The organism is Escherichia sp. KTE31 (assembly GCF_000407925.1).
Lineage (GTDB): Bacteria > Pseudomonadota > Gammaproteobacteria > Enterobacterales > Enterobacteriaceae > Escherichia > Escherichia ruysiae.
Map to the genome: position 1 here is coordinate 312,578 of NZ_KE136722.1, position 25,477 is coordinate 338,054.

17 protein-coding genes and 1 pseudogene are annotated in these 25,477 nt (G+C 51.1%); 15 read left to right on the top strand and 3 right to left on the bottom strand.

The features are described from left to right. From gntU to WES_RS19355, 3 genes and pseudogenes are all read left to right on the top strand, one after another. Positions 1-1,341 (top strand): gluconate transporter, encoded by a 1,341-nt coding sequence (gene gntU / locus WES_RS19360; protein ID WP_000105942.1) that lies wholly within the window; start codon positions 1-3, stop codon positions 1,339-1,341. A gap of 140 nt (positions 1,342-1,481) precedes the next feature. Beyond that, positions 1,482-3,567, top strand: a pseudogene (locus WES_RS0120840) (RecQ family ATP-dependent DNA helicase). Beyond that, on the top strand, positions 3,474-4,769 hold the full coding sequence (locus tag WES_RS19355; RefSeq protein ID WP_147598556.1) for a DNA-processing protein DprA: 1,296 nt from the start codon (positions 3,474-3,476) through the stop codon (positions 4,767-4,769). The pseudogene WES_RS0120840 and the gene WES_RS19355 overlap by 94 nt, the downstream one beginning before the upstream one ends. A gap of 45 nt (positions 4,770-4,814) precedes the next feature. Here the strand turns inward: WES_RS19355 and yhgN are convergent, their stop codons facing one another. Next, positions 4,815-5,408, bottom strand: a complete 594-nt coding sequence (gene yhgN / locus WES_RS19350) for an NAAT family transporter YhgN (protein ID WP_001002547.1) — start codon at positions 5,406-5,408, stop codon at positions 4,815-4,817. A gap of 192 nt (positions 5,409-5,600) precedes the next feature. Between yhgN and asd the strand changes: the two genes are divergently transcribed. From asd to WES_RS19305, 9 genes are all read left to right on the top strand, one after another. Beyond that, on the top strand, positions 5,601-6,704 hold the full coding sequence (asd, locus tag WES_RS19345; RefSeq protein WP_000799967.1) for an aspartate-semialdehyde dehydrogenase: 1,104 nt from the start codon (positions 5,601-5,603) through the stop codon (positions 6,702-6,704). Between the two features lie 271 nt (positions 6,705-6,975). Then, positions 6,976-9,159: a 1,4-alpha-glucan branching enzyme gene (glgB, locus tag WES_RS19340; protein WP_000116222.1), complete on the top strand. Its 2,184-nt coding sequence runs from the start codon at positions 6,976-6,978 to the stop codon at positions 9,157-9,159. Further along, positions 9,159-11,132 (top strand): glycogen debranching protein GlgX, encoded by a 1,974-nt coding sequence (gene glgX / locus WES_RS19335; protein WP_016159553.1) that lies wholly within the window; start codon positions 9,159-9,161, stop codon positions 11,130-11,132. Before glgB ends, glgX begins: the two co-directional genes overlap by 1 nt. A 17-nt stretch (positions 11,133-11,149) precedes the next feature. After that, positions 11,150-12,445: a glucose-1-phosphate adenylyltransferase gene (glgC, locus tag WES_RS19330; RefSeq protein ID WP_000624234.1), complete on the top strand. Its 1,296-nt coding sequence runs from the start codon at positions 11,150-11,152 to the stop codon at positions 12,443-12,445. Further along, positions 12,445-13,878, top strand: coding sequence for a glycogen synthase GlgA (gene glgA / locus WES_RS19325; protein WP_001197629.1), 1,434 nt, complete (start codon positions 12,445-12,447; stop codon positions 13,876-13,878). Before glgC ends, glgA begins: the two co-directional genes overlap by 1 nt. An 18-nt stretch (positions 13,879-13,896) precedes the next feature. Continuing rightward, a complete protein-coding gene (gene glgP, locus WES_RS19320) occupies positions 13,897-16,344 on the top strand; it encodes a glycogen phosphorylase (RefSeq protein ID WP_000993436.1) in 2,448 nt (815 codons plus the stop codon). A 124-nt stretch (positions 16,345-16,468) separates the two neighbouring features. Continuing rightward, the gene (locus WES_RS19315) at positions 16,469-17,977 is read left to right on the top strand and encodes a PstS family phosphate ABC transporter substrate-binding protein (RefSeq protein ID WP_147598558.1); all 1,509 of its coding nucleotides are present in this window, start codon (positions 16,469-16,471) and stop codon (positions 17,975-17,977) included. A gap of 25 nt (positions 17,978-18,002) precedes the next feature. Next, positions 18,003-18,989 carry a PstS family phosphate ABC transporter substrate-binding protein gene (locus tag WES_RS19310; protein ID WP_016159551.1) on the top strand — a complete coding sequence of 329 codons (987 nt, stop codon included), beginning with the start codon at positions 18,003-18,005 and terminating at the stop codon, positions 18,987-18,989. A 258-nt stretch (positions 18,990-19,247) separates the two neighbouring features. After that, positions 19,248-19,847 (top strand): hypothetical protein, encoded by a 600-nt coding sequence (locus WES_RS19305; RefSeq protein WP_016159550.1) that lies wholly within the window; start codon positions 19,248-19,250, stop codon positions 19,845-19,847. 231 nt (positions 19,848-20,078) lie between these two features. On the opposite strand, the gene glpD is transcribed toward WES_RS19305, so the two are convergent. Then, positions 20,079-21,584: a glycerol-3-phosphate dehydrogenase gene (glpD, locus tag WES_RS19300; RefSeq protein ID WP_000448163.1), complete on the bottom strand. Its 1,506-nt coding sequence runs from the start codon at positions 21,582-21,584 to the stop codon at positions 20,079-20,081. Between the two features lie 189 nt (positions 21,585-21,773). Between glpD and glpE the strand changes: the two genes are divergently transcribed. Genes glpE through WES_RS19285 form a run of 3 tightly spaced genes read left to right on the top strand, consistent with a single transcriptional unit; the run spans position 21,774 to position 23,750 of the window. Further along, positions 21,774-22,100, top strand: coding sequence for a thiosulfate sulfurtransferase GlpE (glpE, locus tag WES_RS19295; protein ID WP_000371926.1), 327 nt, complete (start codon positions 21,774-21,776; stop codon positions 22,098-22,100). 44 nt (positions 22,101-22,144) lie between these two features. Next, a complete protein-coding gene (gene glpG / locus WES_RS19290) occupies positions 22,145-22,975 on the top strand; it encodes a rhomboid family intramembrane serine protease GlpG (protein ID WP_016159549.1) in 831 nt (276 codons plus the stop codon). Positions 22,976-22,991: 16 nt separating this feature from the next. After that, entirely contained in the window at positions 22,992-23,750 is a 759-nt protein-coding gene (locus WES_RS19285) for a DeoR/GlpR family transcriptional regulator (protein WP_000815099.1), read from the top strand. On the opposite strand, the gene rtcR is transcribed toward WES_RS19285, so the two are convergent. After that, complete coding sequence (gene rtcR / locus WES_RS19280) at positions 23,732-25,330, bottom strand: DNA-binding transcriptional regulator RtcR (RefSeq protein ID WP_016159548.1); 1,599 nt, start codon at positions 25,328-25,330, stop codon at positions 23,732-23,734. The genes WES_RS19285 and rtcR overlap by 19 nt on opposite strands. Positions 25,331-25,477: the final 147 nt, after the last annotated feature.

Consider the following 25,477-nt stretch of genomic DNA (forward strand, 5'->3'; position numbering starts at 1 on the left):
GTGAGTACATTAACGCTTGTTTTAACAGCAGTAGGGTCTGTTTTACTGCTGCTGTTTTTAGTCATGAAAGCGCGTATGCACGCTTTCCTGGCTTTGATGGTGGTGTCTATGGGGGCTGGCCTTTTTTCCGGTATGCCGCTCGATAAAATCGCAGCGACGATGGAAAAAGGGATGGGAGGCACCCTCGGCTTCCTGGCGGTGGTTGTCGCTCTGGGAGCCATGTTTGGCAAGATCTTACATGAAACCGGCGCAGTCGATCAGATTGCCGTCAAAATGCTCAAATCCTTCGGTCACAGCCGCGCGCATTATGCCATTGGCCTTGCGGGGCTGGTTTGTGCGCTACCGCTGTTCTTTGAAGTGGCGATTGTTCTGCTGATTAGCGTTGCTTTCTCAATGGCGCGCCATACCGGCACGAACCTGGTGAAACTGGTTATCCCGTTATTCGCCGGCGTGGCGGCAGCGGCGGCGTTCTTATTGCCGGGGCCAGCGCCAATGCTGCTGGCATCGCAGATGAACGCCGACTTTGGCTGGATGATCCTGATCGGTCTGTGTGCGGCAATTCCGGGAATGATTATTGCCGGGCCGCTGTGGGGTAATTTCATCAGCCGCTACGTGGAACTGCATATTCCTGACGACATCAGCGAACCGCATCTCGGTGAAGGCAAAATGCCATCTTTCGGATTCAGCCTGTCGCTGATCTTGTTGCCGCTGGTGCTGGTAGGTCTTAAAACCATTGCCGCGCGTTTTGTGCCGGAAGGCTCTACCGCTTACGAATGGTTCGAGTTTATCGGTCATCCGTTTACCGCGATTCTGGTTGCTTGTCTGGTGGCGATTTATGGTCTGGCGATGCGTCAGGGTATGCCGAAAGACAAAGTGATGGAGATTTGCGGTCACGCGCTGCAACCGGCGGGGATCATTCTGCTGGTAATTGGTGCGGGTGGCGTGTTCAAACAGGTGCTGGTTGATTCTGGCGTAGGTCCGGCACTAGGCGAAGCGTTAACCGGGATGGGGCTGCCGATTGCGATTACCTGCTTCGTGCTGGCCGCTGCAGTGCGCATCATTCAGGGTTCTGCAACGGTTGCCTGCTTAACGGCGGTAGGGCTGGTGATGCCGGTTATTGAACAACTGAACTACTCCGGTGCGCAAATGGCGGCGCTGTCGATTTGTATCGCTGGTGGTTCGATTGTTGTCAGCCACGTTAACGACGCCGGTTTCTGGTTGTTCGGTAAATTTACCGGCGCGACCGAAGCCGAAACGCTGAAAACCTGGACCATGATGGAAACCATCCTCGGCACTGTCGGTGCTATCGTCGGGATGATTGCGTTCCAGCTGTTGAGTTAATTACCGCGACAAATTACTGCGAGCTTGCTCGCAGTAATTCATTTCTCTTTTTTCCTCTCTTCATCTTTTTGATCTCTCTCGCAAAAATACTGGCTCATTATCCGTTCTAATCACTGCGTTAACGGACGCAGGAGAAGAAGATGGAGAAACACGGAGCTGAATTGCTGTTACAGCGGATGTTAAGTAACACCACCGCTACCTTCAGGGAAGGGCAATGGGAAGCTATAGATGCGGTGGTTAATCAGCGGCGAAAACTGCTGGTTGTACAGCGCACTGGCTGGGGGAAAAGCGCCGTGTACTTCATCGCCAGTAAAATCTTCCGCGATCGCGGCGCTGGCCCGACAATTATCATCTCTCCTTTGCTTGCCCTGATGCGTAACCAGGTTGCCGCCGCTGAACGGTTAGGTATTACGGCTGAAACGTTGAATTCTACAAACAGGGAAGAATGGCAGCGCATTAGCGATAATTTGCTGCAAGGTGAGGTCGATTGCTTGCTGGTTTCCCCGGAACGTTTGGCAAACCAGGACTTTATCGAAACGGTTTTATATCCTATAGCCGATCGTATTGGCTTGCTTGTGGTCGACGAGGCGCACTGCATCTCTGATTGGGGCCACGATTTTCGCCCGGATTACCGACGTATATTAGATATTTTGCGCCAGTTGCCTGCGAATACCCCTGTTCTGGGTACAACCGCGACAGCGAATAACCGTGTCGTTGAGGATATCCGTCAGCAATTGGGTGACATTGTGATTCAGCGTGGAACGCTGGCTCGCGAAAGTTTGGCGCTTGATGCCTTAGTCTTAGGTGAACAGTCATCCCGTCTGGCATGGTTAGCGACGGTTATCCCTCAGTTTTCCAAATCGGGAATTGTTTATACCCTGACTACGCGCGATGCCGAACTTGTCGCCGAGTGGTTAAGGAAAAATGGTATCAGTGCATTTGCGTACTACAGCGGCGTGACTTGCGAAGGCGCGGAAGATTCTAATACTGCCAGGGAATATCTGGAGCAGGCACTGCTGGCAAATAAAATCAAAGTGCTGGTCGCGACGACGGCATTAGGTATGGGGTTTGATAAACCTGATTTAGGTTTCGTCATTCATTATCAGATGCCGGGGTCGATTGTTGGTTACTACCAACAGGTGGGGCGTTATAGATTCCGCAGTTGGCATATTGCTTTGTGGTGGCGAAGACCGCGCTATTCATCAATTCTTCCGTGAAAGTGCCTTTCCTGCGGAGGCACAAATTCATGAAATACTCAACGTACTTAGCGAGAATGACGGTCTTACTCTACGAGGCATTGAACAACGGACGAATCTCCGTTATGGGCAAATAGAAAAAGCACTGAAATTATTGGTAGCTGAAAATCCATCGCCTGTGGTGTATACCGAGAAATTATGGCGCAGAACTATCGTCAGTTTTTCTCCTGACCATGAACGAATTAACCATTTGATGAATCAGAGAAAAAGTGAACTGGCAGACGTTGAAAGCTATATCACGACTAAGGAGTGCAAAATGCAATTTCTGCGCCGCGCACTCGATGAGCCAAGTGCCGAACGTTGTGGTAAATGTAGCAGTTGTCTTCAGCATCCGTTGTTGTCGCCCGACATTGATAGCGGCTTACTCCATGCAGCAAATTTATTTATTAAACACGCTGACCTGCCATTAAATCTCAATAAACAGGTGGCATCTGGGGCTTTTACGCAATACGGATTTAAAGGGAACTTACCTGCGGATTTACAAGGATCTACGGGGCGAATCCTTTCTCGTTGGGGGGATTCCGGGTGGGGAAAGCAGGTCGCACAGGAGAAAAAAATGGGGCGCTTCAGTGATGAGCTGGTGGAGGCATGTGCGGAAATGGTTCGCCAACGCTGGAATCCGCATCCTGAACCAACCTGGGTATGCTGCGTTCCTTCATTAAGGCACCTCGACCTGGTTCCTGATTTTGCCCGGCGACTGGCGGCGAAACTTGGCTTACCTTTTATTGATGCCATTGACAAAGTCGTGGACAATCCACCACAGAAAATACAGCAAAACCGTTTTCACCAGTGTCAAAATCTCGACGGGGCGTTTGTGATTACCCCTCCTTTGATGCCAGGCCCGGCGTTGCTGGTTGACGATATCGTGGATTCTGCATGGACGCTGACAGTTCTGACAGCACTGTTACGCCAGGCAGGTTGTCCGACGGTTTATCCTCTTGCCCTTGCTTCTACCTCGGTAAAAAATTGATGAATCTTTCAGCCAATGCACAAGCGACTCTCCTGCTAACCAGCGATTTTTCTCGCGCGGCGGCGAGTGAGCATAAACCTCTTAGCAATAGTGAATGGGGGAAGTTTGCATTATGGCTGAAGCACCAACGTATCAGTCCCGCCGATCTTCTGGTGTCGCAACCGCAAGAGAAACTTACAGGCTGGAGCGATCCGCGTATTTCTCAGGAGCGTATTATTGGCTTGCTGGCGCGCGGTCATAGTCTGGCGTTGGCGGTAGATAAGTGGCAACGCGCTGGTTTATGGATCTTAACCCGAGGCGATGCCGATTATCCCGTTCGCTTGAAAAACCGATTGCGAACGGATGCCCCTCCCGTTTTATTTGGCTGCGGGAATAAAGCATTACTGCAAGCGGAAGGTATGGCGATTGTTGGCTCACGAGATGCTCCGACTGCCGATTTGCGCTATACCCAACAACTGGCAGCGAAACTGGCTCAACAGAGGATTTGCGTTATCTCTGGTGGTGCGCGAGGTATTGATGAATGTGCAATGACGTCGGCACTAGAGGCAGGGGGAACGGCCGTTGGCGTATTAGCTGATAGCTTGTTAAAAACGAGCACGTTAGTGAAATGGCGTGAAGGGCTTATAGCAGGCAATCTGGTGTTGATTTCGCCGTTTTACCCAGAAGTACGTTTCACCGTCGGCAATGCGATGGCGCGGAATAAATATATTTATTGCCTTGCTGAAAGCGCAATGGTTGTGCGTGCGGGAATGACCGGTGGAACGATAACTGGGGCGATGGAGGCATTAAAACATCAGTGGCTGCCTGTTCTGGTTAAACCAAATCAGGATGAGCAATCAGCCAATTCACGATTAGTAGAAAATGGGGCGTCATGGAGTGCTGAACAGGCTGAAAATGTGACGATCAGACTGCCAGATGTTCCTGGGCTGATGTATGACAGAGTACGCCGTAACGCTCAACCAGAACTGTTTTCACTGCATGAAGATGACGCAAATTACGCAGGAATGCCCGCGCATACGCCTGTCGATTTTTATCAACTCTTTGTAGCGGAACTGGCGATCCTTGCAAAGGAATCGATAAGTATTGAAAGGCTGGCGTCTTGTACTGGTTTAACCATCGAACAAACTAGTGTATGGCTGAATCGCGCAGAAGAAGAGGGAAGAGTTATCCGATTGGGCGAAGGTCATTATCAGTTCAGGTAATAAAACAGGTGCCGCGTCAGGTTGTGTGCAGCACCTGTTTGAACCTTACCCCTTCATCCACATCCGAACGCCGTCGAGGAACATCTGGGTTGCCATCATCACCAGAATCAATCCCATCAGGCGTTCCAGCGCATTCACCCCTTTCTCGCCCAGCAGACGTAAAAACAGCGATGACTGTAGCAGGATGACAAATGTGCCGCCCCAGGCCAGCAGCAGGGCAATCACCAGATGCCCCATCTGATTCGGGTACTGATGAGACAGCAACATCAGCGTGGCGAGAATTGTCGGCCCGGCGACCAGTGGAATGGCTAATGGCACGATAAACGGCTCTTCACCAGCCGGAAGCCCGCTGCTGTTTCCCGAGGCGCTGGGGAAAATCATCTTAATGGCGATCAGAAACAGAATGATGCCGCCAGAAATGGAGACGGTTTCCGCCCGTAGGCTAAGAAATGCCAGAATTTTCTCACCCGCAAACAGGAACACCAGCATCACCAGGAGAGCAATAAGCAACTCTCGCACCATGATTGCCCGACGTCTTTTCGGTTCAGTATGTTTCAGTACGGACATAAAAATAGGTAGGTTTCCGAGCGGATCCATAATCAAGATCAATAAAACTGCTGCAGAAATGATTTCATTCATAACTCAAGTTCCCTGATAATTGCGTTGGACTTTCTGCGTGCTATGAAAGCAGGATAAGTCGCATTACTGATTGCTTCGCTATCATTGATTAATTTCACTTGCGACTTTGGCTGCTTTTTGTATGGTGAAAGATGTGCCACGAGGACACCGGCACATATATACAGCACACATCTTTGCAGGAAAAAAACGCTTATGAAAAATGTTGGTTTTATCGGCTGGCGCGGTATGGTCGGCTCCGTTCTCATGCAACGCATGGTTGAAGAGCGCGACTTCGACGCCATTCGCCCTGTCTTCTTTTCGACTTCCCAGCCTGGTCAGGCTGCACCGTCCTTTGGCGGTACTACCGGCACACTTCAGGATGCCTTTGATCTGGAGGCGCTGCAGGCCCTCGATATCATCGTAACCTGTCAGGGCGGCGATTATACCAACGAAATCTATCCAAAGCTCCGTGAGAACGGGTGGCAAGGTTACTGGATTGACGCAGCATCGTCTCTGCGCATGAAAGACGACGCCATCATCATCCTTGACCCGGTCAATCAGGACGTCATTACTGACGGATTAAATAAAGGCATCAGGACTTTTGTTGGCGGTAACTGTACCGTAAGCCTGATGTTGATGTCGTTAGGCGGTTTATTCGCCAATGATCTTGTTGATTGGGTTTCCGTTGCAACCTACCAGGCGGCTTCCGGCGGTGGTGCGCGACATATGCGGGAGTTGTTAACCCAGATGGGCCAACTGTATGGCCATGTGGCGGATGAACTCGCAACCCCGTCCTCTGCTATTCTCAATATTGAACGCAAAGTCACGACCTTAACCCGCAGCGGCGAGTTGCCGGTGGATAACTTTGGTGTTCCGCTGGCGGGTAGCCTGATTCCGTGGATCGACAAACAGCTTGATAACGGTCAGAGCCGCGAAGAATGGAAAGGGCAGGCGGAAACCAACAAGATCCTCAACACATCTTCTGTGATTCCGGTAGATGGTTTATGCGTGCGCGTCGGGGCATTGCGCTGCCATAGTCAGGCATTCACCATCAAATTGAAAAAAGATGTATCTATTCCGACCGTGGAAGAACTGCTGGCGGCTCACAACCCGTGGGCGAAAGTCGTACCAAACGATCGGGAAATCACTATGCGTGAGCTAACCCCAGCAGCCGTTACTGGCACGCTGACCACGCCGGTAGGCCGCCTGCGTAAGCTGAATATGGGACCAGAATTTCTGTCAGCCTTTACCGTAGGTGACCAGTTGCTGTGGGGCGCAGCGGAGCCGCTGCGCCGGATGCTTCGTCAACTGGCGTAATCTTTATTCATTAAATCTGGGGCGCAATGCCGCCCCTTTTAGTGCGTAATACAGGAGTAAGCGCAGATGTTTCATGATTTACCGGGAGTTAGATAGAGCATTGGCTATTCTTTAAGGGTGGCAGAATACATGAGTATTCACTGCCTTACCTGAAGGGAGGACGACGCAGAGAGGATGCACAGAGTGCTGCGCCGTTCAGGTCAAAAAAATGTCACAACCAGATGTCAAAAATCAGTTGGATGGGGTGACACAATAAAACAGGAAGACAAGCATGTCCGTTCGTATCGATAGAGACGTGATAAACGCGCTAATTGCAGGCCATTTTGCAGACCCATTTTCCGTACTGGGAATGCATAAAACTACAGCAGGACTGGAAGTCCGCGCCCTTTTACCTGACGCCACCGATGTGTGGGTGATTGAACCAAAAACCGGACGCAAAGTCGCTAAACTGGAGTGTCTCGACTCTCGTGGATTCTTCAGCGGCGTCATTCCACGACGTAAGAATTTTTTCCGCTATCAGTTGGCTGTTGTCTGGCATGGTCAGCAGAATCTGATTGATGACCCTTACCGTTTTGGCCCTTTAATCCAGGAAATGGATGCCTGGCTGTTATCTGAAGGTACTCACCTGCGCCCGTACGAAACCTTAGGCGCACACGCAGATACCATGGATGGCGTTACCGGCACGCGTTTTTCTGTCTGGGCACCCAATGCCCGCCGAGTCTCGGTTGTTGGGCAATTCAACTACTGGGATGGTCGTCGTCATCCGATGCGCCTGCGTAAAGAGAGCGGCATCTGGGAACTGTTTATCCCTGGCGCGCATAACGGTCAGCTCTATAAATACGAAATGATTGATGCCAATGGCAATCTGCGTTTGAAGTCTGATCCTTATGCCTTTGAAGCACAGATGCGTCCGGAAACCGCTTCCCTTATTTGCGGACTGCCTGAAAAGGTCGTGCAGACCGAAGAGCGCAAAAAAGCGAATCAGTTTGATGCGCCAATCTCTATCTATGAAGTTCACCTGGGTTCCTGGCGTCGTCACACTGACAACAACTTCTGGTTAAGCTACCGCGAGCTGGCTGATCAACTGGTGCCTTACGCTAAATGGATGGGCTTTACCCATCTCGAACTGCTGCCAATTAACGAACATCCATTCGATGGTAGTTGGGGCTATCAACCGACGGGGCTGTACGCGCCAACTCGCCGTTTTGGTACTCGCGATGACTTCCGCTATTTCATTGATGCCGCACATGCAGCCGGTTTGAACATCATTCTTGACTGGGTGCCGGGGCACTTCCCGACTGATGACTTTGCGCTTGCCGAATTTGACGGAACAAATCTGTATGAACACAGCGATCCCCGTGAAGGCTACCATCAGGACTGGAATACCCTGATTTACAACTATGGGCGTCGTGAAGTCAGTAATTTCCTCGTCGGCAACGCGCTGTACTGGATTGAACGTTTTGGTATTGATGCGCTGCGTGTCGATGCGGTGGCTTCGATGATTTATCGCGACTACAGCCGTAAAGAGGGCGAGTGGATCCCCAACGAGTTTGGTGGGCGCGAGAATCTGGAAGCGATTGAATTTTTACGCAATACCAACCGTATTATCGGCGAGCAAGTTCCTGGCGCGGTAACAATGGCGGAGGAGTCTACCGACTTCCCTGGCGTTTCTCGTCCGCAGGATATCGGCGGCCTGGGCTTCTGGTACAAGTGGAACCTCGGCTGGATGCACGACACCCTGGACTACATGAAGCTCGACCCGGTTTATCGTCAATACCATCACGATAAACTCACCTTCGGGATGCTCTACAACTACACTGAAAACTTCGTCCTGCCGTTGTCGCACGACGAAGTGGTGCACGGCAAAAAATCGATTCTCGACAGAATGCCGGGCGATGCATGGCAGAAGTTTGCCAATCTGCGAGCCTACTATGCCTGGATGTGGGCGTTTCCGGGCAAAAAACTGCTGTTCATGGGCAATGAATTTGCTCAAGGGCGCGAGTGGAACCACGACGCCAGCCTTGACTGGCACCTGCTGGAAGGCGGCGACAACTGGCACCACGGTGTCCAGCGTCTGGTGCGCGATCTGAACCACACTTATCGCTATCACAAGGCATTGCACGAGCTGGATTTTGACGCGTATGGCTTTGAATGGCTAGTGGTGGATGACCATGAACGTTCGGTGCTGATTTTTGTTCGCCGTGATAAAGAGGGTAATGAAATTATCGTTGCCAGTAACTTTACGCCGGTGCCGCGCCATGATTATCGCTTTGGCATTAATCAGCCGGGTAAATGGCGTGAAATCCTCAATACTGATTCCATGCACTATCACGGTAGCAATACCGGTAATGGCGGCGCGGTACACAGTGATGAGATCGCCAGCCACGGTCGCCAGCATTCATTAAGCCTTACGCTACCGCCGCTGGCCACTATCTGGCTGGTTCGGGAGGGATAATGACACAACTTGCCATTGGCAATCCCGCTCCTCTTGGCGCGCATTACGACGGTCAGGGCGTTAACTTCACGCTCTTCTCCGCTCATGCCGAACGGGTAGAGCTGTGTGTGTTTGACGCTCAGGGCATCGAACATCGGTATGATTTGCCAGGACGAAGTGGTGACATCTGGCACGGTTATCTGCCGGATGCGCGCCCGGGTTTGCGTTATGGTTACCGCGTTCATGGCCCATGGCAACCCGCCATGGGGCATCGCTTTAACCCGGCGAAGTTGTTGATTGATCCTTGCGCGCGGCAAATTGTCGGGGAATTTAAAGATAACCCGCTGCTGCACGCCGGGCATAGTGATCCTGACTATCGCGACAACGCTGCTATTGCGCCGAAATGCGTAGTGGTCGTGGATCACTATGACTGGGAAGATGATGCCCCGCCGCGTACGTCGTGGGGCAGTACCATCATTTATGAAGCCCATGTCAAAGGCTTAACCTACTTGCACCCGGAGATCCCGGTCGAGATCCGTGGAACCTATAAAGCCCTGGGGCATCCGGTGATGATCAACTATTTAAAACAGTTGGGCATTACCGCACTGGAACTGCTGCCGATCGCGCAATTTGCCAGTGAGCCACGCTTGCAACGTATGGGGTTGAGTAACTACTGGGGTTACAACCCGGTGGCGCTGTTTGCACTGCATCCGGCGTATGCATGCTCGCCCGACAAGGCGTTGGATGAGTTCCGCGATGCAGTCAAAGCCCTGCACAAAGCGGGCATTGAGGTCATTCTCGACATCGTTCTCAACCACAGTGCGGAACTGGATCTCGACGGCCCGTTATTCTCCCTGCGCGGGATCGATAACCGTAGCTATTATTGGATAAGAGAAGACGGCGATTATCACAACTGGACCGGATGCGGCAATACGCTCAATTTGAGCCATCCAGCTGTGGTGGAGTACGCCAGCGCCTGTCTACGCTATTGGGTGGAAACTTGTCATGTTGATGGCTTCCGCTTCGATCTCGCTACAGTCATGGGGCGAACGCCGGAGTTTCGTCAGGATGCGCCTCTGTTTACGGCTATTCAGAATTGCCCGGTACTTTCGCAAGTGAAGCTGATTGCCGAACCGTGGGATATCGCGCCCGGTGGCTATCAGGTGGGGAATTTCCCGCCGCTGTTTGCCGAGTGGAACGATCATTTCCGCGATGCTGCCCGGCGCTTCTGGCTGCACTATAACCTGTCGCTGGGGGAGTTTGCCGGACGCTTTGCCGCTTCCAGTGATGTTTTTAAACGTAATGGCCGTCTGCCGAGTGCTGCGATTAATCTGGTCACGGCGCATGACGGTTTTACGCTTCGCGACTGCGTTTGTTTTAACCATAAACACAATGAAGCAAACGGAGAAGAAAATCGCGACGGAACCAACAACAATTACAGTAACAATCATGGTAAAGAAGGGTTAGGCGGTACTCTTGATCTGGTTGAACGGCGGCGCGACAGCATTCACGCCCTGTTAACAACGTTGTTGCTCTCCCAGGGTACGCCGATGTTACTGGCCGGTGACGAACACGGTCACAGCCAGCATGGCAATAACAATGCTTACTGTCAGGATAACCAACTAACGTGGTTGGACTGGTCGCAAGCAAGCAGTGGCTTAACCGCGTTTACCGCCGCGTTAATCCATCTGCGCAAGCGCATTCCTGCTTTGGCAGAGGATCGCTGGTGGGAAGAAGGCGACGGCAATGTCCGTTGGCTGAATCGATATGCTCAATCTTTAAGCTCGGATGAGTGGCAGAACGGGCCAAAGCAGCTGCAAATTTTGCTTTCGGATCGTTTCTTGATCGCAATAAACGCCACGCTTGAGGTAACAGAGATTGTTTTACCTGCTGGGGAGTGGCGTGCCATTCCCCCATTCGCTGGAGAGGATAACCCAGTGATTACGGCTGTCTGGCCGGGACCTGCACACGGACTGTGTGTGTTCCAGAGATGATAAAAAAGGAGTTAGTCATGATTAGTTTAGAGAAGAACGATCACTTAATGTTGGCGCGCCAGCTGCCATTGAAGTCTGTTGCCCTGATTCTGGCGGGGGGACGCGGTACTCGCCTGAAGGATTTAACCAATAAACGAGCAAAGCCTGCCGTACACTTCGGCGGCAAGTTCCGTATTATCGACTTTGCACTGTCCAACTGTATCAACTCCGGTATCCGTCGTATGGGCGTGATCACCCAGTACCAGTCTCACACTCTGGTACAGCATATTCAGCGCGGCTGGTCGTTCTTCAATGAAGAAATGAACGAGTTTGTCGATCTGCTGCCAGCGCAGCAGAGAATGAAAGGGGAGAACTGGTATCGCGGTACGGCAGATGCCGTTACCCAAAACCTCGACATTATCCGCCGTTATAAAGCGGAGTACGTAGTGATCCTGGCGGGTGACCATATCTACAAGCAAGACTACTCGCGTATGCTTATCGACCACGTCGAAAAAGGCGCACGTTGCACCGTTGCTTGTATGCCTGTACCGATTGAAGAAGCCTCTGCATTTGGCGTTATGGCGGTTGATGGAAACGATAAAATTATCGAATTTGTTGAAAAACCGGCTAACCCGCCGTCAATGCCAAACGATCCGAGCAAATCTTTAGCGAGTATGGGGATCTACGTCTTTGATGCAGAGTACCTGTATGAATTGCTGGAAGAAGACGATCGTGATGAAAACTCCAGCCACGACTTTGGTAAGGATTTGATTCCAAAAATTACCGAAGCAGGCCTCGCCTATGCGCATCCATTCCCGCTCTCTTGTGTACAGTCCGACCCGGACGCCGAGCCGTACTGGCGTGATGTTGGGACACTGGAGGCTTACTGGAAAGCGAACCTGGATCTGGCTTCTGTCGTGCCGGAACTGGATATGTACGATCGCAACTGGCCGATTCGCACCTACAATGAATCATTGCCGCCAGCGAAATTCGTTCAGGATCGCTCCGGTAGCCATGGGATGACCCTTAACTCACTGGTTTCCGGCGGTTGTGTGATCTCTGGTTCGGTGGTGGTGCAGTCCGTTCTGTTCTCACGCGTTCGCGTGAATTCATTCTGCAACATTGATTCCGCCGTATTGCTGCCGGAAGTATGGGTAGGTCGCTCGTGCCGTCTGCGTCGCTGCGTCATTGACCGCGCTTGTGTCATTCCGGAAGGAATGGTGATTGGTGAGGATGCAGAAGAGGATGCACGTCGTTTCTATCGTTCAGAAGAAGGCATTGTGCTGGTTACGCGCGAAATGCTACGGAAGTTAGGGTATAAACAGGAGCGATAATGCAGGTTTTACATGTATGTTCAGAGATGTTCCCGCTGCTTAAAACCGGCGGTCTGGCTGATGTTATTGGGGCATTACCCGCAGCACAAATCGCAGACGGCGTTGACGCTCGCGTACTGTTGCCTGCATTTCCCGATATTCGCCGTGGCGTGACCGATGCGAAGGTGGTATCTCGCCGTGATACCTTCGCCGGACATTTCACGCTGCTGTTTGGGCATTACAACGGGGTTGGCATTTACCTGATTGATGCACCGCATCTCTACGATCGTCCCGGAAGCCCGTATCACGATACCAATTTATTTGCTTACACCGACAACGTATTGCGTTTTGCACTGCTCGGGTGGGTTGGAGCGGAGATGGCAAGCGGCCTTGACCCATTCTGGCGCCCCGATGTTGTGCACGCGCACGACTGGCATGCGGGTCTTGCGCCTGCGTATCTGGCGGCACACGGGCGTCCGGCGAAGTCGGTGTTTACTGTGCACAACCTGGCCTATCAAGGCATGTTTTATGCACATCACATGAATGACATCCAATTGCCATGGTCATTCTTTAATGTTCACGGGCTGGAATTCAACGGGCAAATCTCTTTCCTGAAGGCCGGATTGTATTACGCCGACCACATTACAGCGGTTAGTCCGACCTACGCTCGTGAGATTACTGAACCACAGTTTGCCTACGGTATGGAAGGTTTACTCCAGCAGCGTCATCGTGAAGGGCGACTTTCCGGCGTACTGAACGGCGTGGACGAGAAAATATGGAGTCCAGAGACGGACTTACTTTTAGCCTCGCGTTACACCCGCGATTCATTGGAGGATAAAGCGGAGAATAAGCGCCAGTTGCAAATCGCAATGGGGCTTAAGGTTGACGATAAAGTGCCGCTTTTTGCAGTGGTGAGCCGTCTGACCAGCCAGAAAGGACTGGATTTGGTGCTGGAAGCCTTACCGGGTCTTCTGGAACAGGGCGGACAACTGGCACTGCTCGGTGCGGGTGATCCGGTATTGCAGGAAGGTTTTCTTGCTGCAGCGGCGGAGCATCCCGGCAAGGTTGGTGTACAGATTGGTTATCACGAAGCATTTTCGCATCGCATTATGGGCGGCGCGGACGTCATTCTGGTTCCCAGTCGTTTTGAACCGTGCGGCTTAACGCAACTTTATGGATTGAAGTACGGCACGCTGCCGCTGGTGCGGCGTACCGGTGGGCTTGCTGATACGGTTTCTGACTGTTCTCTTGAGAACCTTGCAGATGGCGTCGCCAGTGGGTTTGTCTTTGAAGATAGTAATGCCTGGTCGCTGTTACGGGCTATTCGACGCGCTTTTGTTCTGTGGTCTCGCCCTTCACTGTGGCGGTTTGTGCAACGTCAGGCTATGGCAATGGATTTTAGCTGGCAGGTCGCGGCGAAGTCGTACCGTGAGCTTTACTATCGCTTGAAATAGTTTTCAGGAAACGCCTATATGAATGCTCCGTTTACATATTCATCGCCCACGCTAAGCGTAGAAGCTCTTAAGCACTCTATCGCTTACAAGCTGATGTTTACGATTGGAAAGGATCCGGTCGTCGCCAATAAACATGAATGGCTGAACGCAACGTTATTTGCTGTGCGCGATCGTCTCGTGGAGCGCTGGTTACGCTCGAATCGTGCTCAGCTGTCGCAAGAAACTCGCCAGGTTTACTACCTGTCGATGGAATTTTTGATTGGCCGTACTCTCTCCAACGCCATGCTGTCGTTAGGTATTTATGACGATGTCCAGGGTGCGCTGGAGTCGATGGGATTAAATCTCGAAGAGTTGATTGATGAAGAAAATGACCCAGGTCTCGGTAATGGTGGCCTGGGGCGTCTGGCGGCCTGCTTCCTGGATTCGCTGGCGACTTTAGGATTGCCAGGGCGTGGTTACGGCATTCGTTATGACTACGGTATGTTCAAACAGAACATCGTTAACGGCAGTCAGAAAGAGTCTCCGGACTACTGGCTGGAGTACGGCAATCCGTGGGAATTTAAACGCCACAATACGCGCTACAAAGTGCGTTTTGGCGGACGTATTCAGCAAGAAGGTAAGAAAACGCGCTGGATTGAAACCGAAGAAATTCTGGCCGTGGCTTACGACCAAATCATCCCAGGTTATGATACTGACGCGACCAACACTTTGCGTCTGTGGAGTGCACAAGCCAGTAGCGAAATTAATCTTGGTAAATTTAACCAGGGTGACTACTTCGCGGCAGTGGAAGATAAAAACCACTCTGAGAACGTATCCCGCGTGCTGTACCCGGATGACTCCACCTATTCCGGACGTGAACTGCGTTTGCGTCAGGAATACTTCCTGGTATCTTCGACCATTCAGGACATTTTAAGTCGTCATTATCAGTTGCATAAAACCTACGATAATCTGGCGGATAAAATCGCGATTCACCTCAACGACACCCATCCGGTGCTGTCGATTCCTGAGCTGATGCGTCTGCTGATCGATGAGCACAAATTTAGCTGGGACGACGCTTTTGAAGTGTGCTGCGAGGTCTTCTCCTACACCAACCACACGCTGATGAGCGAGGCGCTGGAAACCTGGCCGGTCGATATGCTGGGTAAAATTCTGCCGCGCCATTTGCAGATTATCTTTGAAATCAACGACTATTTCCTGAAAACCTTGCAGGAGCAGTATCCGAACGATACCGACCTACTGGGACGGGCGTCGATCATTGATGAATCGAATGGGCGTCGTGTGCGCATGGCCTGGCTGGCTGTTGTGGTCAGCCACAAAGTTAACGGCGTATCGGAGTTGCACTCTAATCTGATGGTGCAATCGCTGTTTGCTGACTTTGCGAAGATCTTCCCTGGACGTTTCACCAACGTTACCAACGGTGTGACCCCGCGTCGCTGGCTGGCGGTGGCGAATCCGTCGCTTTCAGGCGTGCTGGATCAACACCTCGGTCGTAACTGGCGTACCGATCTGAGTCAATTAAACGAGTTGCAACAGCATTGTGATTTTCCGATGGTCAATCATGCTGTTCATCAGGCGAAACTGGAGAACAAAAAGCGTCTGGCGGAGTACATCGCCCAACAATTGAATGTGGTGGTGAATCCGAAGGCGCTGTTTGATGTGCAAATCAAACGTATTCACGAATACAAACGTCAATTGATGAATGTGTTGCACGTGATCACCCGCTATAACCGCATCAAGGCCGATCCAGATGCGAAGTGGGTTCCACGAGTGAATATCTTTGGCGGTAAGGCGGCTTCGGCCTATTACATGGCGAAGCACATTATCCATTTGATCAATGACGTAGCGAAAGTGATCAACAACGATCCACAGATTGGCGATAAGCTGAAAGTGGTGTTTATCCCGAACTACAGCGTCAGCCTGGCGCAGCTGATCATTCCGGCAGCCGATCTTTCCGAACAAATATCGCTGGCGGGTACGGAAGCCTCCGGCACCAGCAACATGAAGTTTGCACTTAACGGCGCACTGACTATCGGTACGCTGGACGGTGCGAATGTTGAGATGCTGGATCATGTCGGTGCGGACAATATCTTTATCTTTGGTAACACTGCGGAAGAAGTGGAAGAGCTGCGTCGTCAGGGCTACAAACCGCGTGAATACTACGAGAAAGATGAAGAGCTGCATCAGGTGCTGACGCAAATCGGCAGCGGTGTGTTTAGTCCGGAAGAGCCGGGTCGCTACCGCGATCTGGTTGATTCGCTGATCAACTTTGGCGATCACTACCAGGTGCTGGCGGATTATCGCAGCTATGTCGATTGTCAGGATAAAGTTGACGAACTGTACGAGCGTCCAGAAGAGTGGACAGCCAAAGCGATGCTGAACATCGCAAATATGGGCTATTTCTCTTCTGACCGGACTATCAAAGAGTACGCCGATCTTATCTGGCATATTGATCCGGTGAGATTGTAATTTCGCCAAAAATAGAACGGGGCCAAAAGGTCCCGTTTTTTTTCGCCTTTATTTCGGAAAAGTGTCCAGCGGGGGCGAGGATACTGGAGGAGTATAATTTCGCCATTCAGAAAGAATGGACAGAATGATGCAAAACAGAAAATGGATTTTGACCTCGCTGGTAATGACTTTTTTCGGTATTCCCATACTGGCGCAATTTTTGGCAGCGGTTATTGCCATGCTGGGTGCCGGGATTGCCGCTATTCTTGAGTTTTGCAATCTACTTCTCACACCAACAATTTACCTTTTACTCAACGTTTTTATGCTGGCGCTGGGCGCGATAGTGATATTTTTCTCGGGTCGAGTGTGGGCGAGAGATAGCGCCCCAGAAAACAGAGAAATAGCCGTCTGGCGACAATGTCTTTTTTTATTACCTGCATTATTAACCCTGGTTGGCTGGATAATCACGCTACATCTGGCAGATTATCAATTTCGCCAGATGGGTTCGGGCTGGTTGGCAGATCTTATGCTTCCCTGGCTGGGCGTTTTATTAGTCACATTAGTCGGTGGTGAGTACTGGTGGATGGTCATTATTCCCGTTGGGGCGCATATCAGTTTTTCGCTGGGATACGCCTGGCCGACAAGACATCCTTTAACCGGCACATTCGGACTACGTTGCCGTAATTCACTTCTGTTTATCCTTCTCCTGCTGGGTTTTGTCGCTGGTTATCAGGCTCATTTATATAAACAGCTTAATCCTGGTGTCGGTGTTCGCGAAGATATTGATACCTGGGCCTGGCGACCCGACAAACTCAATAATCAACTGACACCACTGCGTGGTAAACCACAAATTCAGTTTACGCAAAACTGGCCACGACTCGATGGTGCTACGGCAGCGTACCCCATTTATGCCTCTGCCTTTTATGCGTTAAGCGTTATACCGGAAGATTTTCACGTCAGGGAATATCTGGATAACTCTCGCACGCCGGAGGCGTATAACAAAATCATTAAGGGCGATGCCGATATTATCTTTGTGGCGCAACCTTCTGGTGGGCAGAAAAAGCGTGCAGAGGAATCGGGCGTCACTTTGATATACGCTCCCTTTGCCCGCGAAGCATTTGTTTTCATCGTTAATGCAGATAACCCGGTTAATTCCCTGACAGAGCAACAAGTGCGTGACATCTTTAGTGGCGCTATTACCAACTGGCGTACTGTTGGCGGTAATGATCAAGAGATCCAGACCTGGCAACGCCCGGAAGACTCAGGCAGTCAGACGGTGATGCAATCACTGGTGATGAAAGATGTCCGCATGATCTCGCCGCAGGAAACCGAAGTGGCAAGCGTGATGGAAGGCATGATTAAAGTCGTTGCTGAATACCGTAATACAAACAACTCCATTGGCTATACCTTCCGCTATTACGCGACGCAAATGAATGCCGATAAGAATATCAAGTTGTTAGCGATTAACGGTATTACACCGACTGCGGAAAACATTCGTAACGGCAAATATCCGTATATAGTCGATGCTTTTATGGTGACGCGGGAAAATACGACGTCAGAAACACAAAAATTGGTGGAATGGTTTTTAACGCCACAAGGACAGAGTCTGGTGGAAGATGTGGGTTATGTACCGATGTATCCAACAATGAAATAACCCTGGAGAGAAAGGAATCAGCGCGATGAATAAATTCACCGGTGTTTTACTATTAGGCACGGCATTACTGGCGGGATGTGTCGACCGGGAAGGGTACTATAACAGTGTCAGAGAAGAAGAGAGCCATGGACTGACTTCTCTGCATGGTCAACCTGAATTACATTACAGCGAAGATTGGTCAAGATGGCCAAGAGTGTACGGCGCTACGGCCTTATACCCGCTGTATGCCTCTGCATATTATCAATTAATACCCGAGCCGAAAGATGCGGATCGAACCTCGCGTGCCTGGCAGGCGTATGGTTTGCAGCAAACCCGAACAGCAGAAGCCTACGATAGTCTAATTAAAGGTACTGCGACCGTTATTTTTGTCGCGCAACCGTCAGAAGGGCAGAAAATACGAGCAGAACAAGCGGGGGTTAAGCTGAAATATACCGCTTTCGCCCGCGAAGCCTTTGTCTTTATCGTTGATATCAAAAACCCCGTTAATTCACTTAGCGAACAGCAGGTCAAAGACATTTTTAGCGGTAAAGTGAGTCGCTGGAATAAAGTGGGCGGTAGTGACGAACGTATAAAAGTCTGGCAGAGGCCAGAGGATTCTGGAAGCCAAACGGTTATGAAGGGACTGGTTATGCAAGACACCCCAATGCTGCCAGCTAAAAAATCCACTGTAATTGATCTCATGGGCGGTTTAATTACCGAAGTAGCCGACTACCAAAATACACCATCTTCCGTTGGTTATACCTTTCATTATTATGTCACGCGTATGAATGACAACATGCTCAAAATGCGCAAGCAGATCAAATTACTGGCAATCAACGGTATCTCCCCAACTGAGGAAAATATTCGCAACGGAACTTATCCATACATTGTGGATGCTTATATGGTGACGCGTGAAAATCCTACGCCGGAAACGCAGAAATTTGTTGACTGGTTTTTAAGCCCGCAGGGACAGCAATTGGTAGAGGATGTAGGGTATGTGCCGCTGTATAAAACGTTATTAGATATTAAATAATTAAGTAAGTAGGGGGCAGATATGGATATGAAGACTTTATTACTTATCAGCAGTTGCTTACTCTTTCTTTCTGAGAGTAATGCCGCATACCAGAATATTTCACCGCCTTTCCAGCATTACACTTTAGCTTGTGAAACAGAATCCGCTAAAACAGCCCGAGCAGTGGACAGATTATCAGATCTGGGAAGACGACGGGATGATTGATGAGTGTTTATGCGCGAGGTATGACGCATCACCTGAATCATCAGGACAATAAAGATGAACAAATTCAGATTTTATATTCCTCCGGTAATTCTCGGCTTTGTCATTGTGCCGTTGTTGGTATGGCCGACGGTGGTTGCGCTGGCTGCTTTTGGTATCACGCTGAGTGTCCTGGGGGAAATGCTGTTCTCAATCCCGCTCATGATCCGGCGTATTTCACTTCTGGAATTACAACTTTGGTTATCGGCTGAATATGCGCTTGTTTTCTGTGCAATGGTGGGTGTTGGTTGGCAATTTGCTTGCAGAACGCCATCGGAACTAAAAAACAGACCTCACTGCTGGCTGGTATTCACACCAGTTTATTTCTGGTTGCTTCTGTGGAATATCATTTTCTATGTCGCGCCAGCGCGAATTGCTTTGCTGGAAAATCTGCGCAGTTTCTTTCTGAGTGTTATCTGGTTACCCCTGAATTTTTCGCCATTTTGGCCACAGCCGTGGACTGGTTTTGTCGGTCCGATAAGCGCACAGCTTGGTTTTGCGTTGGGATATTATTGCCAGTGGCGTAGTAAAAATAGAAGCCAGATACGGAAGTGGAGTGAGTGGGGAACGTGCCTGAGTTTTGTTACGTTGGGTATGATGGTGTGGGCTTTGCGGTAATTCCCTGAATCCAAAAGTTATTCAGATTGAAATTTGACCTCCGATTGTTGGCAAAGTGCGCTTTGTTCATGCCGGATGCGGCGTGAACGCCTATCCGGCCTACAAAACCATGCAAATTCAATATATTACATAAATCATGTAGGCCTGATAAGCGTAGCGCATCAGGCTGTTTTTGTGTTTGTCATCAGTCTCAGGTCAGATCGAAATCTGACCCAGCCAGCTTACGTTAAATCACGACGCCAGCGACAATTTCTGCTGCGTATACTCTACAAGCCACTGACTCACACGAGACTGTTGCTGCGCATTCAGCCACATGCCTTGTTTTGTGCGACGCCACAGGGCATCGTCGGCGCGGCGTACCCATTCGTGGTCTACCAGATATTTCAGCTCCGCTTCGTAGAACTCATGGCCGAAATCTTCCCCAAGATCGCTTATCGCCTCCGCATTGCCGAGCAGCAGCTCGCTGTTGCTGCCGTAAGTGCGTGCGTAATGACGTGCCAGCGATTCTGTAATGAACGGATAGCGGCGGCGCAGGCGGGCGGCATAATCGTCGCGATCGCCTTCAATGGCTCCACCCGGTAACACGCTCTCTTTCGTCCATGCCGGGCCAATCCCCTGATAATACGGCGTTAGTTTTTCCAGCGCATGTTCCGCCAGTTTACGATAGGTCGTCAGCTTGCCGCCAAATACCGACAGCAGCGGCGCTTTGCCATTTTCATCGTGGATATCAAGGGTGTAATCACGAGTAATAGCCTGCGGCGAGTCGGACTCATCATCACAAAGCGGGCGCACACCGGAGTAGGTCCAGACGATATCGTCACGGCTTAACTGCTTTTTAAAGTGCGTGTTATACACTTTCAGCAGGTAATTGATTTCACTCTCTTCAATCTTCACTGCTTTTGGATCGCCTTTGTATTCCACATCGGTGGTGCCGATGATGGAAAACTCATCCATCCACGGGATCACAAAGACAATACGTTTATCTTCGTTTTGCAGAATGTAGGCTTGCTTCTGGGTATGCACGCGCGGCACGACAATATGGCTGCCTTTGATCAGGCGAATGCCATAAGGCGAAGGCAGATGCATCCCGTCGTCGAAAAATTGTTTCACCCACGGGCCAGTGGCGTTAACCAGGCCGCGCGCCTGCCAGGTATATTTTTTACCGGTATCGATATCTTCCGCTTCCACAATCCACAGGCCGTTTTCGCGGCGAGCAGAGGTGGCGCGAGTCCGGGTAAGCACTTCGCCGCCTTTACGCACCACCATCTGGGCGTTGGCGAGTACCAGACGGGCGTCGTCTACCCAACAGTCGGAATATTCGAATCCGCGCTTAATTTCCGGTTTTAACACTGAATTTGCGCCAAAACGCAAACCGGTTGATCCCGGCAGGCTGGTGCGTTTACCCAGATGATCGTACATAAACAGACCAATGCGAATCATCCACGCCGGGCGCAGATGCGGACGATGCGGCAGGCGAAAACGCATCGGGAAGGCGATATGCGGGGCCATTTTCAGTAGCACTTCACGTTCAGCCAGCGCCTCGCTGACCAGGCGGAATTCATAGTGCTCAAGGTAGCGCAGGCCACCGTGAATGAGTTTTGAACTGGCGGAAGAGGTCGCACAAGCGAGATCCTGCGCCTCCAGCATCAGCACGGATAAACCGCGTCCAGCGGCGTCTGCCGCGATACCAGCACCATTGATGCCGCCACCTATCACAATCAGATCTTTGGTTTCCATGCTGCCCTCATTCACTTTCGTTAAAGCTCATAAATGTTCGTTATCGAACATATTAGCAAAGAATCGCGCTTTGGGTAACATTGAAAAAACATTTTAGAGTGATATGTATAACATTATGGCGTTTATCTGCCGCTTCAACGTAAACTGTGCGGTAAATTTGCCCACTTGTTTGTAAAGAAAGAGAGACGCATGGATCAGTTCGAATGTATTAACGTTGCCGACGCGCACCAGAAGTTGCAGGAAAAAGAGGCGGTGCTGGTCGATATTCGCGATCCACAAAGTTTCGCTATGGGTCATGCAACACAGGCTTTCCATTTGACTAACGACACGCTGGGCGCGTTTATGCGTGATAATGACTTCGATACGCCGGTCATGGTGATGTGTTATCACGGCAATAGCAGCAAAGGCGCGGCGCAGTATCTGCTGCAACAGGGCTACGATGTGGTCTATAGCATTGACGGCGGCTTTGAAGCCTGGCAGCGTCAGTTTCCCGCAGAGGTGGCGTACGGCGCGTAACGCTTTATACTGTCCCCTTTTGTGTGGAATAAGCGACAGCAACGATGTTGATGATTACCTCTTTTGCTAACCCCCGCGTGGCGCAGGCGTTTGTTGATTACATGGCGACGCAGGGCGTTATCCTCACTATTCAACAACATAACCAAAGCGATGTCTGGCTGGCGGATGAATCCCAGGCCGAACGCGTGCGGGCGGAGCTGGCGCGTTTTCTCGAAAACCCGGCAGATCCGCGTTATCTCGCCGCCAGCTGGCAGTCAGGCCATACCGATAGTGGTCTGCACTATCGCCGTTTTCCTTTCTTTGCCACCTTGCGTGAACGCGCGGGGCCGGTGACCTGGGTGATGATGATCGCCTGCGTGGTGGTGTTTATCGCCATGCAAATTATCGGCGATCAAGAAGTGATGTTATGGCTGGCCTGGCCATTCGATCCAACACTGAAATTTGAGTTCTGGGGTTACTTCACCCATGCGTTGATGCACTTCTCGCTGATGCATATCCTCTTTAACCTGCTCTGGTGGTGGTATCTCGGCGGTGCGGTAGAAAAACGTCTCGGTAGCGGTAAGCTAATTGTCATTACTCTCATTAGCGCCCTGTTAAGCGGCTATGTGCAGCAAAAATTCAGCGGGCCGTGGTTTGGCGGGCTTTCTGGCGTGGTGTATGCGCTGATGGGCTATGTCTGGCTACGCGGCGAGCGCGATCCGCAAAGTGGCATTTACCTGCAACGTGGGTTAATTATCTTTGCGCTGATCTGGATTGTCGCCGGATGGTTTGATTTGTTTGGGATGTCGATGGCGAACGGAGCACACATCGCCGGGTTAGCCGTGGGGTTAGCGATGGCTTTTGTTGATTCGCTCAATGCGCGAAAACGAAAATGATTCCAGGGATTTATAAATGAAACAAACACAACGTCACAACGGTATTATCGAACTGGTTAAACAGCAGGGTTATGTCAGTACCGAAGAGCTGGTAGAGCATTTCTCCGTCAGCCCGCAAACTATTCGCCGCGATCTCAATGAACTGGCGGAGCAGAATCTGATCCTGCGCCATCATGGCGGCGCGGCGCTGCCTTCCAGTTCCGTTAACACGCCGTGGCACGATCGTAAGGCCACCCAGACCGAAGAAAAAGAGCGTATTGCTCGTAAAGTGGCTGAGCAGATCCCCAACGGTTCAACGCTGTTTATTGATATCGGCACCACGCCGGAAGCGGTGGCACACGCGCTGCTTAATCACAGCAATTTGCGCATTGTGACCAACAATCTCAACGTTGCTAACACATTGATGGTAAAAGAAGATTTTCGCATCATTCTCGCCGGTGGCGAATTACGCAGCCGCGATGGCGGGATCATTGGCGAAGCGACGCTCGATTTTATCTCCCAGTTCCGCCTTGATTTCGGCATTCTGGGGATCAGCGGCATCGATAGCGACGGCTCGCTGCTGGAGTTCGATTACCACGAAGTTCGCACCAAACGCGCCATTATTGAGAACTCGCGCCACGTTATGCTGGTTGTCGATCACTCGAAATTTGGCCGTAACGCGATGGTCAATATGGGCAGCATCAGCATGGTAGATGCCGTCTACACCGACGCCCCGCCGCCAGTAAGCGTGATGCAGGTGCTGACGGACCACCATATTCAACTGGAGCTGTGCTGATCCTGCACGGCTTCCCACGTCAGACCAAAACGCGCCAGGTATTTGCGTAGCCGATCCGCGTCATTGACGCTGGCTTTGCCCTGGCGCGAAACGTCAAAAAGCTGGCGTCCGGCTGCGGAAAGCGACTTTGCCTGGCGGCAGATAGCGATAACGTGTTCCAGTTGCATACGGTCGAAGAGATCGATGTTTTCTGCCTCTGCGCCCAGCAAAGTCGTAAGCGCGGAGGGGCGGCTCTCCTGCCAGTTATAGCGCAGACGGTTTATCTCATCTTCAACCACGTCCAGAGTGATGCGTCCGCTAGTGGCAAAGGTGGCCATCCGCGTGACGCTGGCAGAAAGTTCGCGAAAGTTACCGCGCCATGTCGCCTGGGGAGAGGTCGCAAAAGCCAACCAGGCACGCCGCGCTTCGGTGTTAAAACGCACGCTGTCACCAGTGAGTGTGGCGTGGCGCTCCACTTCATAATCCAGGTTCGGTTCAATATCTTCCTGGCGCTGGCGTAGACCCGGCAGGGTGAAGGTCCAGAGATTGATCCGCGCGTACAGATCTTCGCGAAATTTGCCTTCGGTAACTAACTGGCGCAAATCGCGCACCGTTCCGGCGATAAGCTGAAATTCACTGCTGACCAGACGATCGCTGCCAAACGGGTAAAAGGTTTTCTCTTCAATGGCTTTCAGCAGCATTGCCTGTTCATCTGCGCCCAGTTCGCCTATCTCATCGAGAAATAACATGCCGCCGTTGGCGCTGCGTAATAATCCTTCCCGCGATTCCCGCGCCCCGGTAAATGCGCCTTTCACATGACCAAACAGCGCCGACATCGCGGTATCACCGCGCAGGGTGGCGCAGTTCACTTCCACAAACGCGCCGCTAAACTGATGTCGCGCCTGTTTTAATTCGAAAATGCGTCGCGCCAGAAATGACTTACCCGCACCAGTCGGGCCGTTAAGCAGGATCGGTGCGCGGGATTTAATCGCCACTTTTTCGATCTGCTCAATCATGCGGTTGAAGTGGGGGTTACGCGTGGCGATGCCTGATTTGAGGAAATCGAGCGTTTGCTGGCGTTCCTCGGCAAAGCGGCTGGCAATGGCGTTATAACGGCTTAAATCGAGATCGATAATCGCCACCGCGCCTGGGCTATCGGGCTGTTCTTTTTTGCGCGGTGGTGAAGTTTGCGCCAGTCGGGCGGGCAGGTAACGAGCTTCCGCCAGCAGAAACCAGCAAATTTGCGCGACGTGGGTGCCAGTGGTGATGTGAATTAAATAGTCTTCGCACTCTGGCTGAAAAGCGTAACCTCGGGCGAAATCATGCAGGCAGGCGTAAACCTCTTCGAAATCCCACGGGTTATGCAGTTCAATCTCAACACCCACGACTTCTGTTTCTGGCGAAACGCTGGCGATATCGCGTTTAAGCGTTTCAAACAGCGAGCGTGAGCGGGCGTCGTGCAACAATACCAGCCGGTCGATGACCAACGATTCTTGCTGACATAAACAGAGCGTCGGACGCCATTTTGACCAGCGTTGGCTGCCGCGTCCGGCATAATCCAGTACGGTTCCGACAAAGCCAAAAGCCACTGTTTTACGCATCTTAGATATCCTTATAAAAGACGATATTTCATTATCGGGTAAGTGACTTTATAGAAAATCTCCGTTTACGGACTTTGTGCCTTTAATTAAATAAAAACAATTAATTATAAGTTTAATTTGCTGATTTAATTTTTTGGCACGACGGTT

What these genes read in the sequence shown, in the direction of transcription:
- WES_RS19355 (WP_147598556.1), top strand. Translation starts at nt 3,474, where the DNA reads ATGGACGCTGACAGTTCTGACAGCACTGTTACGCCAGGCAGGTTGTCC.
- yhgN (WP_001002547.1), bottom strand. Translation starts at nt 5,408, where the DNA reads ATGAATGAAATCATTTCTGCAGCAGTTTTATTGATCTTGATTATGGAT.
- asd (WP_000799967.1), top strand. Translation starts at nt 5,601, where the DNA reads ATGAAAAATGTTGGTTTTATCGGCTGGCGCGGTATGGTCGGCTCCGTT.
- glgB (WP_000116222.1), top strand. Translation starts at nt 6,976, where the DNA reads ATGTCCGTTCGTATCGATAGAGACGTGATAAACGCGCTAATTGCAGGC.
- glgX (WP_016159553.1), top strand. Translation starts at nt 9,159, where the DNA reads ATGACACAACTTGCCATTGGCAATCCCGCTCCTCTTGGCGCGCATTAC.
- glgC (WP_000624234.1), top strand. Translation starts at nt 11,150, where the DNA reads ATGATTAGTTTAGAGAAGAACGATCACTTAATGTTGGCGCGCCAGCTG.
- glgA (WP_001197629.1), top strand. Translation starts at nt 12,445, where the DNA reads ATGCAGGTTTTACATGTATGTTCAGAGATGTTCCCGCTGCTTAAAACC.
- glgP (WP_000993436.1), top strand. Translation starts at nt 13,897, where the DNA reads ATGAATGCTCCGTTTACATATTCATCGCCCACGCTAAGCGTAGAAGCT.
- WES_RS19315 (WP_147598558.1), top strand. Translation starts at nt 16,469, where the DNA reads ATGATGCAAAACAGAAAATGGATTTTGACCTCGCTGGTAATGACTTTT.
- WES_RS19310 (WP_016159551.1), top strand. Translation starts at nt 18,003, where the DNA reads ATGAATAAATTCACCGGTGTTTTACTATTAGGCACGGCATTACTGGCG.
- WES_RS19305 (WP_016159550.1), top strand. Translation starts at nt 19,248, where the DNA reads ATGAACAAATTCAGATTTTATATTCCTCCGGTAATTCTCGGCTTTGTC.
- glpD (WP_000448163.1), bottom strand. Translation starts at nt 21,584, where the DNA reads ATGGAAACCAAAGATCTGATTGTGATAGGTGGCGGCATCAATGGTGCT.
- glpE (WP_000371926.1), top strand. Translation starts at nt 21,774, where the DNA reads ATGGATCAGTTCGAATGTATTAACGTTGCCGACGCGCACCAGAAGTTG.
- glpG (WP_016159549.1), top strand. Translation starts at nt 22,145, where the DNA reads ATGTTGATGATTACCTCTTTTGCTAACCCCCGCGTGGCGCAGGCGTTT.
- WES_RS19285 (WP_000815099.1), top strand. Translation starts at nt 22,992, where the DNA reads ATGAAACAAACACAACGTCACAACGGTATTATCGAACTGGTTAAACAG.
- rtcR (WP_016159548.1), bottom strand. Translation starts at nt 25,330, where the DNA reads ATGCGTAAAACAGTGGCTTTTGGCTTTGTCGGAACCGTACTGGATTAT.